The sequence below is a fragment of the Micromonospora sp. WMMD1076 genome (assembly GCF_029581475.1).
In the GTDB taxonomy this organism is placed as follows: domain Bacteria; phylum Actinomycetota; class Actinomycetes; order Mycobacteriales; family Micromonosporaceae; genus Micromonospora; species Micromonospora aurantiaca.
In genome coordinates this window covers 6,406,582-6,419,743 of the sequence record NZ_CP120862.1, presented here as the reverse complement: position 1 = coordinate 6,419,743, position 13,162 = coordinate 6,406,582, and the positions used below count along the sequence as shown (strand labels likewise).

General features: G+C 71.1%; 13 protein-coding genes. 4 read left to right on the top strand and 9 right to left on the bottom strand.

The annotated features are described in order from the left end of the window. Positions 1-5: 5 nt before the first annotated feature. The 4 genes from O7622_RS29040 to O7622_RS29025 form a co-directional block, all read right to left on the bottom strand. Positions 6-251 carry a hypothetical protein gene (locus O7622_RS29040; protein WP_282311255.1) on the bottom strand — a complete coding sequence of 82 codons (246 nt, stop codon included), beginning with the start codon at positions 249-251 and terminating at the stop codon, positions 6-8. A 180-nt stretch (positions 252-431) separates the two neighbouring features. Next, the gene (locus O7622_RS29035; protein WP_282311254.1) at positions 432-1,145 is read right to left on the bottom strand and encodes an ElyC/SanA/YdcF family protein; all 714 of its coding nucleotides are present in this window, start codon (positions 1,143-1,145) and stop codon (positions 432-434) included. 22 nt (positions 1,146-1,167) lie between these two features. Then, a complete protein-coding gene (locus tag O7622_RS29030) occupies positions 1,168-1,530 on the bottom strand; it encodes a PH domain-containing protein (RefSeq protein ID WP_282311253.1) in 363 nt (120 codons plus the stop codon). A gap of 32 nt (positions 1,531-1,562) precedes the next feature. Further along, positions 1,563-1,871: a 4a-hydroxytetrahydrobiopterin dehydratase gene (locus O7622_RS29025; protein ID WP_013288453.1), complete on the bottom strand. Its 309-nt coding sequence runs from the start codon at positions 1,869-1,871 to the stop codon at positions 1,563-1,565. Between the two features lie 184 nt (positions 1,872-2,055). Between O7622_RS29025 and O7622_RS29020 the strand changes: the two genes are divergently transcribed. Then, complete coding sequence (locus O7622_RS29020) at positions 2,056-2,496, top strand: (deoxy)nucleoside triphosphate pyrophosphohydrolase (RefSeq protein ID WP_282311252.1); 441 nt, start codon at positions 2,056-2,058, stop codon at positions 2,494-2,496. A gap of 107 nt (positions 2,497-2,603) precedes the next feature. On the opposite strand, the gene O7622_RS29015 is transcribed toward O7622_RS29020, so the two are convergent. The 5 genes from O7622_RS29015 to O7622_RS28995 all read right to left on the bottom strand — a co-directional run bounded on the left by O7622_RS29015 (position 2,604) and on the right by O7622_RS28995 (position 9,537). Then, positions 2,604-3,710 carry a succinate dehydrogenase/fumarate reductase iron-sulfur subunit gene (locus O7622_RS29015; RefSeq protein ID WP_282311251.1) on the bottom strand — a complete coding sequence of 369 codons (1,107 nt, stop codon included), beginning with the start codon at positions 3,708-3,710 and terminating at the stop codon, positions 2,604-2,606. Then, a complete protein-coding gene (locus O7622_RS29010; RefSeq protein WP_282311250.1) occupies positions 3,710-5,623 on the bottom strand; it encodes a fumarate reductase/succinate dehydrogenase flavoprotein subunit in 1,914 nt (637 codons plus the stop codon). The genes O7622_RS29015 and O7622_RS29010 overlap by 1 nt, the downstream gene beginning before the upstream one ends. Before the next feature lie 10 nt (positions 5,624-5,633). Beyond that, positions 5,634-6,455, bottom strand: coding sequence for a hypothetical protein (locus O7622_RS29005; RefSeq protein WP_282311249.1), 822 nt, complete (start codon positions 6,453-6,455; stop codon positions 5,634-5,636). A 227-nt stretch (positions 6,456-6,682) separates the two neighbouring features. Beyond that, positions 6,683-8,104, bottom strand: coding sequence for a metallopeptidase TldD-related protein (locus tag O7622_RS29000; protein WP_282311248.1), 1,422 nt, complete (start codon positions 8,102-8,104; stop codon positions 6,683-6,685). Then, positions 8,101-9,537 carry a TldD/PmbA family protein gene (locus O7622_RS28995; protein WP_282311247.1) on the bottom strand — a complete coding sequence of 479 codons (1,437 nt, stop codon included), beginning with the start codon at positions 9,535-9,537 and terminating at the stop codon, positions 8,101-8,103. The genes O7622_RS29000 and O7622_RS28995 overlap by 4 nt, the downstream gene beginning before the upstream one ends. 495 nt (positions 9,538-10,032) lie before the next feature. Between O7622_RS28995 and O7622_RS28990 the strand changes: the two genes are divergently transcribed. Genes O7622_RS28990 through O7622_RS28980 form a run of 3 tightly spaced genes read left to right on the top strand, consistent with a single transcriptional unit; the run spans position 10,033 to position 13,156 of the window. Next, positions 10,033-11,136, top strand: a complete 1,104-nt coding sequence (locus tag O7622_RS28990; protein WP_282311246.1) for an ABC transporter ATP-binding protein — start codon at positions 10,033-10,035, stop codon at positions 11,134-11,136. Continuing rightward, complete coding sequence (locus O7622_RS28985) at positions 11,133-12,155, top strand: dipeptide ABC transporter ATP-binding protein (RefSeq protein WP_282311245.1); 1,023 nt, start codon at positions 11,133-11,135, stop codon at positions 12,153-12,155. The genes O7622_RS28990 and O7622_RS28985 overlap by 4 nt, the downstream gene beginning before the upstream one ends. Continuing rightward, positions 12,152-13,156, top strand: a complete 1,005-nt coding sequence (locus tag O7622_RS28980) for an ABC transporter permease (protein WP_282311244.1) — start codon at positions 12,152-12,154, stop codon at positions 13,154-13,156. The genes O7622_RS28985 and O7622_RS28980 overlap by 4 nt, the downstream gene beginning before the upstream one ends. The last annotated feature ends 6 nt before the right edge of the window (positions 13,157-13,162 follow it).

Sequence of the window (13,162 nt, the reverse complement as noted above, 5' to 3'; positions counted from 1 at the left end):
GAGCGCTACCGCCGCCGGTGGACGGAGATGTGCGCGCGGCTGTCCGCCTCGAACGGCGTCCGGTCCCAGTCGGCGTACCGCTCGGTGAGCCGCAGCCCGGCCCGCTCCGCCAGCTCGTCGATCTGCTCCGGCCAGGCGTACCGCATGACGAACGGCTTCCGGCGCACGCCGGAGGCGTCGAAGGTGACGGTGTCGCCGACGGTGACGGGCGTGTCCGCGCCGCCCGGCTTGGCGCGCAGGTGCGCCACCATCTCCGGGGACGCCTCGACATCCCCCCCCCCGCCGGAATGGGGTACGACAAGACGAAGCCTCGTTTCGGATGAGGTGACGACGGGTCGGCTGGGCTTCGCAGCGTTCGGCATGGCGGTGCTCACTCCGGTCGGCTTCGAGGGGTTCAGCAGATCAGCAGCCGCGCCGGGGAGACAACCCGATTAGGCCCGCAGCGCGTCGTCCACTCCGGTCTCCCGGCGGCCGAGGTGCACCGGGTCACGTCTGGTGAGCACGTCCATGGCGGCCTTCACGCAGGCGCCGTACTCGCGGACCGAGCTGATCCGCCACTGGCCGGCGTACCGGCGGGCGGTGTCGTCGCCGACGCCGACGGCCTCGATGCCGGCGTCCCGGCAGAGCGCCACCGCGCGCGGCAGGTGGAACGACTGGGTGACCACTGTGGCCCGCCGCACCCCGAAGACGCGGTGCGCGCGGACGCACGAGTCGTACGTGTCGAACCCGGCGTGGTCCAGCACCGTCTTCTCCGCCGGGACGCCACGCGCGACGAGCCAGCGCCGCATCGCCTCCGGCTCGTCGTAGTCCCAGTTCATGTGGTCCCCGGAGAGCAGCAGCACCCGGACCTTGCCGGCGGCGTACAACTGGCGGGCGATCTCCAGCCGGGCGGCGAGGAACGGCGCCGGTGTGCCGTCCGGCTCCACCTTGGTGCCCAGCACGAGGGCCACCGGCGTCTCCGGCGCGTCCGCGGCGTCGAACAGGCGGCCCTCGGCGGCGTCCCGGACCCAGGTCACGCTGGCGACCGTGGCGGCGCCGAGCAGCATCACGGCGGCAGCGGCGAGCACCAGGAGGCGGCGGAGCAGGCGTACGGCCCGCCGATGGTCGCCCCGCCAGGCCCGCCATCGCGCCCTCAGCCCCCGCATGGCGGCGATTGTGCCAGGCGGATCAGGAGATGTGGTGCAGGATCACGTTGTGCACGTGGTGGCTCTTCTGCGCGCCCCGGAACTCGACCTCGTAGGTCTGCGTGCCGACGTGCACAGCGATTGACCCGGTGGAGAAGAACGAACCACCCCAGGACTTGTTGCTCACCACGCTCACGCTGGTGATCTTCGAGTACGGGATACTGGTGATCGCGTACCGCTTGCCGACGAAGGAGCGGTCCTGGATGATCACCCGCCGGTCGGTCAGGCCGATGAAGCCGGTGCCGGTGCCGACCGCGTCGTAGACGGCGATGATCTGCTCACCGGGCAGCAACCCGCTCTGGATCTGCTGGAACTGTTCCTTGCGGTCGTACGTGGGACCAGACATGCACCCGAGGGTAGGCGGGGCGTGCCAGCCGATCAGGGTTCGGTGACCGCGCGGACCGCGTCCTCGATGCGCGCCGCGAGCAGCACCTCACCCTCGGTGAGCGGCTCGCCGTCGTCGTGCCCGAGCCGGATCTGCGTACGGTCGGCCCGGCGGCTGATCTCGGGGCGCAGCCGCAGCGCGTCGGCGACCACCGCCACTCGCTCGGTGAGGGCGGCGTGCTGGGTGTCGTCGAGGACGATCGTGCGGCGGATCTGTTCGCCCTCGCGCGTCCATCCGGACAGCAGGGCTAGCGCGTCGCTGAGGTAGTCGTGCTTCGCCCGGCCGCTGAACAGCACGCGCATCACCGCACCTCCCAGGCGTCGTTGCCGGCTTGTGGCCAAATCGTCGCCATCCCGTGTCCCAGTCGACGCCCTCTAGTCTCTCGCCGCTCAGATGGTGTGTCCACGCCCACACTTCCGTGTTCTGCTGACCTGACGGCCGACGCAGCTACCCAAACCGCCGATTGATCTGGCACGCTGGTGGCCCGTGCGGACCGAACGGGTTAGCGGAGGCGGGCAGGCCGACCGGCGGGAGCCGAAGGTGGTCGTCGGGGCGGCGATCATCGAGGGTGGCCGGGTGCTGGCATGCGAACGCTCCGCGCCCCCCGAGGTTGCGGGTCGCTGGGAGTTCCCGGGCGGAAAGGTCGAGCCGGGCGAGGCCGAGACCGACGCGCTGGCCCGGGAGTGTGCCGAGGAGCTGGGCGTACGGGTGGCCGTCGGCGCGCGTGTCGGCCGGGACGTACGAATGGCGCACGGCCGGTCCGTGCTGCGCGTCTACGCCGCCCGCCTGCTGCACGGCGACGAGCCCAAGGCCCTGGAGCACGCGGAGCTGCGCTGGCTCTCCGCCGCCGAGCTGGACAGCGTCGACTGGCTGCCGGCCGACGTGCCGATCGTGGCCGTGCTGCGCCCGCTGCTCGACGCCCCCTGAACGACGGCGGCGCGAGCCGGGCCGTCCGGTCAACCGGACAGCCGGCCGGAAACGGGACGAGGGCCCGCGGCTAGTGCCGCCGGCCCCCGTCGTCGTCGCGCTGCTGTTCAGTGCTTCGGCTCGTCCTGCTGCGGGTGAGCGAAGTTGAGGTGCTCCGGCGGCAGCGGGAACGTCACGTCGTCGCCGAACGGCGACGGCGCGGCGGCCTTGTTGAACGTCAGTTCGGTCAGTGGCAGCCTGCCGTTGGCGTCCACCGCCGGGGCGGTCGGGTGCGGCACCTCGCGGTGCCAGTTGACGCCCTGCTGGGCCTGACGCTCGGCGGCGCTGTCGTGCGAGCCGCCCGCGTGCGAGTGCACCCCGCCGGCGTGCGAAGCGCCGCCGTGCGCGTGCGCCCCGCCCTGCGCCCCTCCGGACGTGACGGCACCGCTCGAATGCCCGCTGGTCGCGCTGGTCTGAGGCACCTGACCCCTCCGGAAGATCTTGTCACCGAGCCACACAAGGGGATCGTACCTGCGGTCGACGACCCGTTCCTTCATGGGGATGATCCCGTTGTCGGTGATCTTGATGTGCTCGGGGCAGACCTCGGTGCAGCACTTGGTGATGTTGCAGAAGCCGAGTCCCATGTCCGACTGCGCGTACTCCTGGCGGTCGGTGCGCGCGTCGAGCGGGTGCATGTCCAGCTCGGCCGCCCGGATGAAGAACCGGGGGCCGGAGAACGCCGGCTTGTTCTCGTCGTGGTCACGGATCACGTGGCAGACGTTCTGGCACAGGAAGCACTCGATGCACTTGCGGAACTCCTGCGAGCGCTCGACGTCGACCTGCTGCATCCGGTAGTCGCCGGGCGCCACGTCGGCCGGCGGCGCGAACGCCGGGGTCTCCCGCGCCTTCTCGTAGTTGAACGAGACGTCGGTGACCAGGTCCCGGATCACCGGGAAGGTGCGCAGCGGGGTGACGGTGACGGTCTCGGACTCCTCGAACGTCGACATCCGGGTCATGCAGCCCAGCCGCGGCTTGCCGTTGATCTCCATCGAGCAGGAGCCGCACTTGCCGGCCTTGCAGTTCCACCGGCACGCCAGGTCCGGCGCCTCGGTGGCCTGGAGCCGGTGGATCACGTCGAGGACCACCTCGCCCTCGTTCACCTCGACGGTGTAGTCCTTCAGGTCGCCGCCGGTCTCGTCGCCCCGCCAGATGCGGAACTGGCGCTTACTTCCCATCAGTTGTTCGCCTCCTGGGTGAGGGCGTCGAACTCGGCGAGTTCCTCGTCGGTCAGGTACTTGGCCAGCTCGGCCCGGTCGAACAGCCCGATCAGCTCCGGCCGCATCTTCGGCAGCGGCTTGTGCGTCAGCCGGACCGTGTCGCCGTCCAGCGAGCAGACCAGGTTGACGCTCCGCCACTTCGGGTCCATCGCCGGGTAGTCCTCCCGGGTGTGCCCGCCGCGCGACTCCTGCCGCTCCAGCGCCGCCTTCGCGGTACACTCCGAGACCACGAGCATGTTGCGCAGGTCCAGCGCCAGGTGCCAGCCCGGGTTGTAGCGCCGGCCGCCGGCCGCGCTCACCTTCGCCACCCGCTCCCGCAGCTCGGCCAGCCGACCGAGCGCGTCGGCCAGCTCGCCCTCGCGCCGGATGATTCCGACCAGATCCCCCATCACCACCTGGAGGTCCTGCTGGAGCTGGTACGGGCTCTCGCCGGTGTCCCGCTGCAACGGCGCCAGCGCCGTCTCCACGGCGGCCTCCACCGCCGCCACCGACACCGCCGGGCGGGTGGTGAGCTGATCGGTGTACGTGGCGGCGTGCCCGCCCGCGCGCTTGCCGAAGACCAGCAGGTCGGACAGGGAGTTGCCGCCGAGCCGGTTGGAGCCGTGCATGCCGCCGGACACCTCACCGGCGGCGTAGAGCCCGCGCACGGTGCCGTACGCCGCGCCGGAGTCCGGGTCCACCTCGACGCCGCCCATCACGTAGTGACAGGTCGGGCCGACCTCCATCGGCTCCTTGGTGATGTCGACGTCGGCCAGTTCCTTGAACTGGTGGTACATCGACGGGAGTCGGCGGCGGATCTCCTCCGCCGACTTACGGGAGGCGATGTCCAGGTAGACGCCGCCGGCCGGCGTACCCCGGCCCTCCTTGACCTCGCTGTTGATGGCGCGGGCGACCTCGTCGCGGGGCAGCAGCTCCGGCGGACGCCTGTTGTTGTCCGGGTCGGTGTACCAGCGGTCCGCCTCCTCCTCGGTCTCCGCGTACTGCTTGCGGAACACGTCCGGGACGTAGTCGAACATGAACCGCTTGCCCTCGGAGTTCTTCAGCACGCCGCCGTCGCCGCGTACCGACTCGGTGACCAGGATGCCCTTCACCGAGGGCGGCCAGACCATGCCGGTCGGGTGGAACTGGAGGAACTCCATGTTGATCAGCGTCGCCCCGGCGCGCAGCGCCAGCGCGTGCCCGTCGCCGGTGTACTCCCACGAGTTCGAGGTGACCTTGTAGGACCGTCCGACGCCGCCTGTCGCGAGCACCACCGCGGGCGCCTCGAACAGGACGAACTCGCCGGACTCGCGGTAGTAGCCGAACGCCCCGGCGACGCGGTCGCCGTCGAGCAGCAGCTCGGTGATCGTGGTCTCGGAGAAGACCCGGATCCGGGCGTCGTAGCTGCCGAACTCCTGCTTGTCCTCCTGCTGGAGCGAGACGATCTTCTGCTGGAGCGTACGGATCAGCTCCAGGCCGGTCCGGTCGCCGACGTGCGCCAGGCGGGGGTACTCGTGGCCGCCGAAGTTGCGCTGCGAGATCTTCCCGTCCTTGGTGCGGTCGAACAGCGCGCCGTACGTCTCCAGCTCCCAGATCCGCTGCGGCGCCTCCTTGGCGTGCAGCTCCGCCATCCGGAAGTTGTTGAGGAACTTGCCGCCGCGCATGGTGTCCCGGAAGTGCACCTGCCAGTTGTCGCGCGAGTTCACGTTGCCCATCGCGGCGGCGGCGCCGCCCTCGGCCATCACCGTGTGCGCCTTACCGAACAGCGACTTCGAGATGATCGCGGTCTTCTTGCCGGCCAGCCGGGCCTCGATCGCCGCGCGCAGGCCGGCGCCACCGGCCCCGATCACGACGACGTCGTAGTGGTGTCGTTCGATTCGCGTCTCAGTCATGTCCAGGCTCTCAGTTGATGAACCGCAGGTCGTTGATCCAGCCGGCGGCGACCGCCATCACGTAGAAGTCGGTGAGCGCCAGGGTGCCCAGGGTGATCCAGGCGAGCTGCATGTGCCGGACGTTCAACCAGGACACCCCGGTCCACGCCTTGTAGCGCATCGGGTGCTTGGAGAAGTGCTTGAGCCGCCCGCCGATGATGTGCCGGCAGGAGTGGCAGGAGATCGTGTACGCCCACAGCATCACCACGTTGCCGACCAGGACGATGTTGCCCAGGCCGAAGCCGAAGCCCTCGGGGGAGTGGAAGGCCAGGATCGCGTCCCAGGTGTTGATCAGCGAGATGATCGCGGCGGCGTAGAAGAAGTAGCGGTGCAGGTTCTGCCCGAGCAGCGGGAACCGCGTCTCGCCGCTGTACGACTGGTGCCCGTCCGGCACCGCGCAGGCCGGCGGCGACAGCCAGAACGACCGGTAGTACGCCTTGCGGTAGTAGTAGCAGGTCAACCGGAACAGCAGCAGGAACGGCAGGGTGAGCGCCGCGTCCGGGATGATCCACCAGCCGGGCAGGAACTGGCCGAAGTGCGAGGAGCCCTCGACGCAGCGGTCGGTGACGCAGGGGGAGTAGAACGGCGTCAGGTAGTGGTACTGCTCCACCCAGTACCACTTGTGCATGAAGACCCGGACCGTCGCGTAGATGACCCACGCGCTGAGCCCCACCACTGTGATCAGCGGGGCGATCCACCATCTGTCGGTCCGCAACGTCTTCGCCGCGATGGCGGCGCGTGCCCGCCCTCCCCGCGGCTGCGGTCTCGGCGTCCTGGCCGACGTAGTTGTCATTCGAGTCATCTCCCTGACGTCACTGTCACGTCCTGCGCACGCGCGAGGCCACACCGGCGAACCGGTGTGGCTAAGTGACACACGTTACGCCGATCTTCACGGCCCGGCCGCGCAACGCAGTGTCCCGTGTGTCCCGCAGCTTGGAAAGAGTCAGCTCATGATCAATGCGGCGGGCCGGCCGAACGATGCGCCGACCGGTGGCGTGGTGCGCCCGGCGGCGCGCCGGGTCACCCGGACGCGCCGCCGGTGAAGTGCCAGGAGGACAGCCGCAGCGCGGGTGCCTCGTACCAGGAACCGTCGACGCGGGCGGGCTGGCGGACCGCCGTCCGGCCCAGGCCGAGCACCCGGCCCGGCCCCAGCGCCCGGGGGTACGACTCGGTGAACCGGAAGTCGCGTACCGCCCGGGTCGGGACGCCGTCCTCGACCAGCCACACCCCGTTGCGGGTCAACCCGGTGACCACGAGCTGCTTCGGGTCCAGCACGCGCGTGTACCAGAAGTCGCTGACCAGCAGCCCGCGCCGCATCCCGGCCACCAGCGCGGCAGTGTCCGGGTCGCCCACCGCCCCGGTCACGCCCGCGCTCACCGGTCCGGCGGCGACGGCCGCGCCTGCCACGACCGCGTCGCCCGCCAGCAGGCGGATGTTGTGCGGGATCGGCCCGAACGTCGCGCTTCCCGGCATACCGTGCCCGGTGGACCCGGCGCCCGCCTCGGCGCCGCCGCGCCTGTCGTACGCCACCGCGCCTGTGGTGCCGCCCTCGACCAGCGGCAACGCCCGCCGGGGCGTGCCCTCCAGGTCGAACGGCAGCGTGCCGGCGTGCAGCGGGTCGTCCACCACCGTCACCGCGGGGTCGAACTGAGCGGTGCCCGGCTCGGCGAAGGACTGCCGCTCGGCGTACCGCTTGCCGTTGAAGCCGTACCAGGCCAAATTCTGCAGCAGGTCGGCGACGGCAGCCGGTTCGAGCACCACCTCGTAGTGCCCGGGCGGCAGTTCGACCGGGCCGGCCGCGGCGCGCGCCTTGGCCGCCGCGCGGGCGCCGAGAGCCGCGCCGTCGAGATCGGCCAGCCGGTCGGCGCAGAGCCGCGCCACCCCGTCGGCGTCGCCGGCGCGCGCGATGCCGTCCATCGCCGCCTCGGCCGCCCGGCCCACAGCCGTGTGCCCGGCCGAGTTGGCGAACGCCCCCGACCGGTACGAGGTGCGGCAGTAACCGGCCGCCTCCAGCCCTTCGACCGCGTCCACGAACGCGCGTACCCGCTCGGCCCGCTCGTCGGGCGAGGCGAACGCGGTGTCCTCGTCGACGGCCGGGCCGGACGGCACCGGCGTCGGGGCGGTGAGTCCCGGCCAGGCCGGGTCGGGCGGCGCGAGCCGGGCCGCGGCCCGGGTCCGCTCGACCAGTGCGGCCAGCCCGCCGGCGTCGACCCGGCTGCCGCTGCCGGTCGCGGTCCGTCCGTCCACGTGCAACCGCAGGTGTACGGCGACACCGGTCTCGGACACGTTCTGGTGGATGAACGAGTTGGCGAACCGGGTCAGCGCCAGGTCGGAGCGGGTCACCAGCACCTCGGCCTCGGCCGCCGGACCGGCCGTGTGCCGGACCAGGTCCACCACCCCGGCGGCGATCTCCAGTTCGGCGCTCACGCCGCGCTCGCTCATGCCCGCACCCCCACGCGGACGCCGCGGAACCGGGCCGGCGCGGCCGGGTGACCGGTGTGCCCGACCTGGCCGGGCTGCCCCTTCCCGCAGTTGGGCGTGCCCCAGGCGACCGTCTCCGAGGAGAGCATGTCCATCGAGCGCCAGAAGACCGGCCCGATGCCGGTGTAGGTGGGGTTGCGCAGCATCCGCCCCCGGCGGCCCTTCTTCACCTCCCAGCCGACCTCGCAGCCGAACTGGAAGTTGAGCCGCTTGTCGTCGATCGACCAGGACCGGTTGATGTCCATCAGCACCCCGTCGTCGGTGGCCGCGATGATCTCGTCGAGCGTGTGCGGGCCGGGTTCCAGGCCCACGTTCGTCATCCGCACCATCGGCAGCCGGGCCCAGCCGTCGGCCCGTACGCTGCCGCCGTAGTCGAGGCCCGCGACGGCGGCCGAGTCCCGGCCGGCGAGCACCCCGACCCACCGCCCCTCGCGGACCGCGTCCCGGGCGACCGCCGGGGAGCCCTCGTCGTCGTAGCCGAAGCTGCCGAGCGCGCCAGGGATGGTCGGGTCGACGGTCACGTTCATCAGCTCGGAGCCGTAGTGCAGCGAGCCGAGGCGGGCCAGGTCGAGCCAGGACGTGCCGGCGAACGCCGCCTCCCAGCCGAGGATGCGGTCCAGCTCGATGGCGTGCCCGACCGACTCGTGGATCTGTAACGCGAGCTGCTCACCGCCGAGGATTAGATCGGTCTCGCCGGCCGGGCAGAGCGGCGCGGTGAGCAGCTCGCGGGACTCCTCGGCGATCCGCGCGGCGTGCGCGGCCAGGTCGAGCGAGGTGACCAGCTCCCAGCCGGTGGTGCCGTACTGCCCGCGGTAGCTCGGGTAGGACCGCCGCTGGGTCTCGCCGTCACCGATCGAGGTGGCCGAGATGCCGCCACCGCACTCCCGGATGCGCTGGTCGATCCGGTGGCCCTCGCTGGAGACGAACCACTTCGAGGTGTCCCAGACCTGGTAGAGCCCCTCGGCCAGGTCGGCGCCGTGCTCGCGCATCGTCGCCGTGGCGCGGACCAGCAGGTCGCCCTTGTCCGACAGCGGCACCCCGAGCGGGTCGACCGCGCAGTCCGAGGCCCAGCTCGCCACCGTCGCCTCGGCCGGCACCAGGTCGATCGGCGGGCCGGGCACCCGCGCGCTCGCGGTGGCGATCGCCGCGGCGCGCCGGCCGGCGTCGCGGGCGGCGGCGTCGGACAGATCGGGTACGGCGTGGAAGCCCCACCCCGATCCGACGAGCGCGCGTACGCCCAGCCCGGTGCTCTCGTGCTGGCTCAGCTCCTCGATGTCGCCGTTGCGGGCCGACATCGACTCGTAGCGGCGGTGCATGACCCGGGCGTCGGCGTAGCGGGCGCCCGCGTCGAGAGCGGCCTGGACGGCGGCTGTCGCCGCGTCGAACTCGCTCATGCCGGCACTCCGCCGCGCTGCGTGCCGGCATGAGGCACCTTCGCGCTGCCCCGATGATTCGCTCGCTCGCGCTCGCTCATGCGCTGTCCTGCCGGGTCGCTCGCTGACGCACGCTCATGCGCCGACCCTAGGCGAGCGCACCGACATCCGTCAGGCGAGCAGGCCCTCGGGCCGGATCATCGCGTAGCGGCGTCGCTCGGCGAGATGATCTCGCAGACCAGCCGGACGCTGCTCGCCTCGATCACGGGCGCCCGAACATCCACATCCTCGACGATGGCAAGGTCGCTTCCCTGATCGCCACGGCCATCGTCGCACGCGGGGTACGACGACGAGGCGGCGACGCCCAATCGCGGCTGTGAATGTCCCAGGTGAGGGGCGTGCGGACGGGAGACCGAGTCGTTACGCTCGGACCGCTGACAGACCGCCCGATGTAGCTTATTTTCGCCTCTGGGGATTTCCTGTAGGTTCTCTTCATCACCGAAGGGGAGGCGGTCAATGGGCAGGTCGGAGGCGGTGCCGTCCGGGGAGCCGGACCGCCCGGAGGTGCCGGAGCAGCGCTCCGGCGACGGGCCCTATCTCCAGGTCAGGGATCTGCGGGTGCGGTTCGACACCGAGGACGGCGTGGTCAAGGCCGTGGACGGCGTGTCGTTCGCCGTCGAGCGGGGCCGCACGCTCGGGATCGTGGGCGAGTCCGGTTCGGGTAAGAGCGTCACGTCGCTGGCGATCCTCGGCTTGCACGACACGAAGCGCACGACCATCTCCGGGGAGATCTCGGTGGGTGGCCGTCAGCTCGTCGGGTTGGGCGAGGAGGAGGTACGGCGCCTGCGGGGCCGGGACATGGCGATGATCTTCCAGGATCCGTTGTCGGCGTTGCATCCCTACTACTCGGTGGGGAAGCAGATCGCCGAGGCGTTCCGGGTGCATCATCCGAGGGCCGGTCGGCGGGAGGCCCGGACGCGGGCGGTGGACATGTTGGGCCGGGTGGGTATTCCGCAGCCGGCGCGGCGGTTCGACCAGTATCCGCACGAGTTCTCCGGCGGTATGCGGCAGCGGGCGATGATCGCGATGGCGCTGGTCAACGACCCGGATCTGCTGATCGCCGATGAGCCGACCACGGCGCTGGACGTGACGGTGCAGGCGCAGATCCTGGACCTGCTTGCCGACCTGCAGGCGGAGTTCCGGTCGGCGATCGTGTTGATCACGCATGACCTGGGTGTGGTGTCTCAGGTGGCTGATGACGTGTTGGTGATGTATGCGGGCCGGGCGGTGGAGCACGGGAGTGTGGAGCGGGTGTTGCGGGCGCCGCAGCATCCGTACACGTGGGGGTTGTTGTCGAGTGTGCCGTCGTTGCACGGTGACGCGGACGCGGACCTGTTGCCCATCCCGGGTAACCCGCCCAGTCTGATCAACCTGCCGTCCGGGTGCGCGTTCCATCCGCGCTGCCGGTGGGCCGGCGTGAACGGCGACCGGTCCCGCACCGAGGTGCCCGAGCTGCGGGAGGCCGGAGCGCCGGGTCACCTGGTGGCCTGTCATCTGTCGGCGGGGGATCGGGAGCGGATCTACCGCGACGAGGTAGCCCAGGTGGGGGTGGCCCGATGAGCACCGAGACCGAGCCGCTGCTGTCCGTGCGCGGCCTGACCAAGCACTTCCCCGTCCGGCAGGGGCTGCGCACGACCGGCGCGGTGCGGGCGGTGGACGGGCTGGACTTCGACGTGCGCCCGGGCGAGACGCTCGGGTTGGTGGGGGAGTCGGGCTGTGGGAAGACCACGACCGGGCGGATGCTGGTGCGGCTGTTGGAGCCGACCGCCGGGTCGATCGAGTTCGCGGGGCGGGACATCACCCACGCCGGGCGTGGTGAGCTACGCGGGTTGCGGCAGGACCTGCAGATCATCTTCCAGGACCCGTACGCGTCGCTGAACCCCCGCCACACGGTGGGGCGGATCGTGGCGATGCCGTTGCAGGTCAACCGGATCACCCCACCCGGCGGCGTCAAGAAACGGGTGCAGGAGCTGCTGGAACTGGTCGGGTTGAATCCGGAGCACTACAACAGGTATCCGCACGAGTTCTCCGGCGGGCAACGCCAGCGCATCGGCATCGCCCGCGCCCTGGCGCTCAAGCCGAAACTGATCGTGGCCGACGAACCCGTCTCCGCCCTGGACGTGTCCATCCAGGCGCAGGTCATCAACCTGCTGCGCAGCCTGCAACGCGACCTGGACCTGGCGTTCGTGTTCATCGCCCACGACCTCGCCGTCGTCCGGCACTTCTGCCACCGCGTCGCCGTCATGTACCTCGGCAAGATCGTCGAGATCGGCGACCGCGACACCATCTACACCCGGCCCCAGCACCCCTACACTCGGGCGCTGCTGTCCGCGATCCCCGACGTCACCACCCTCGGCCCCGCCGGACGCATCCGCCTCACCGGCGACGTGCCCACCCCACTCAACCCACCATCCGGCTGCCGCTTCCGCACCCGCTGCTGGAAAGCCACCGACCACTGCGCCACCGAAGAACCGGCGCTCGTCACCCGCGACGACGGCCGGCAGCTCACCGCCTGCCACTACCCGGAGAGCGGACCGGTCGGCGTGCCGACCGGCGAACCCGTGGAGGTGTCCCAATGAGCCTGTCGCCGGTCGAGGGCGTCGCGCTCGCCGAGATCGAGTCCCCCGGGCAGGAGCCGGACGAGAAGAAACGGCTCGTCGGCCGCTCACCGGGTCAGCTCGTCTGGGCCCGGCTGCGTCGCGACCGCACCGCCATGGTCAGCGGCATCGTGCTGGCCCTGTTCGTCCTGGTGGCGGTGGCCGCCCCGCTGATCCAGCGGCTCTACGACGTGTCACCGAACCAGCAGTTCGGTGACCTGCTGGACGCCACTGGCATGCCGCTGGGCTACGTGGGCGGCGTCAGCGGCGACCACTGGTTCGGGCTGGAACCGGGCCTGGGCCGGGACATCTTCATCCGGATGATCTACGGCATCCGGACCTCGCTGCTGATCGCGCTCGGCGCCGCGCTCGTCACCACCACCATCGGTGTGGTGCTCGGGATCGTTGCCGGGTTCGTGGGCGGCGTGGTCGACTCGGTGATCAGCTGGATCACCGACGTCGCGCTGGCGCTTCCGTTCCTCATCTTCGCGCTGGCCGTGGTGCCGACGTTCTCGCTGCGCTTCTACGGTCCCCGGGACGCGGTGCCGACCTGGTTCGCGGTGACCACGCTGATCGTGGTCTTCGCCGCGTTCGGCTGGACCGGCACCGCCCGGCTCGTCCGGGGGCAGGTGGTCTCGCTGCGTGAGCGGGAGTTCGTGGAGGCGGCACGGGCCAGCGGCGCCGGGCTCGGGCACATGCTGTTCCGGCAGATCCTGCCGAACATCTGGGCCCCGATCCTGGTGGCATTCTCGCTCGCGGTGCCGTCGTACGTCACGGGCGAGGCGGCGCTGTCCTTCCTCGGCGTCGGCCTGCCCGAGTCGGTGCCGAGCTTCGGCCGGATGATCTACCGGAGCATCGACTACCTGCAGACCGACCCGGCGTACGTCTTCTTCCCCGGTATCACCATCTTCGCGCTCGTGCTGGCGTTCAACCTCTTCGGCGACGCGTTGCGCGACGCGCTCGACCCGAAGTCGTCACGGTAGGGGGTT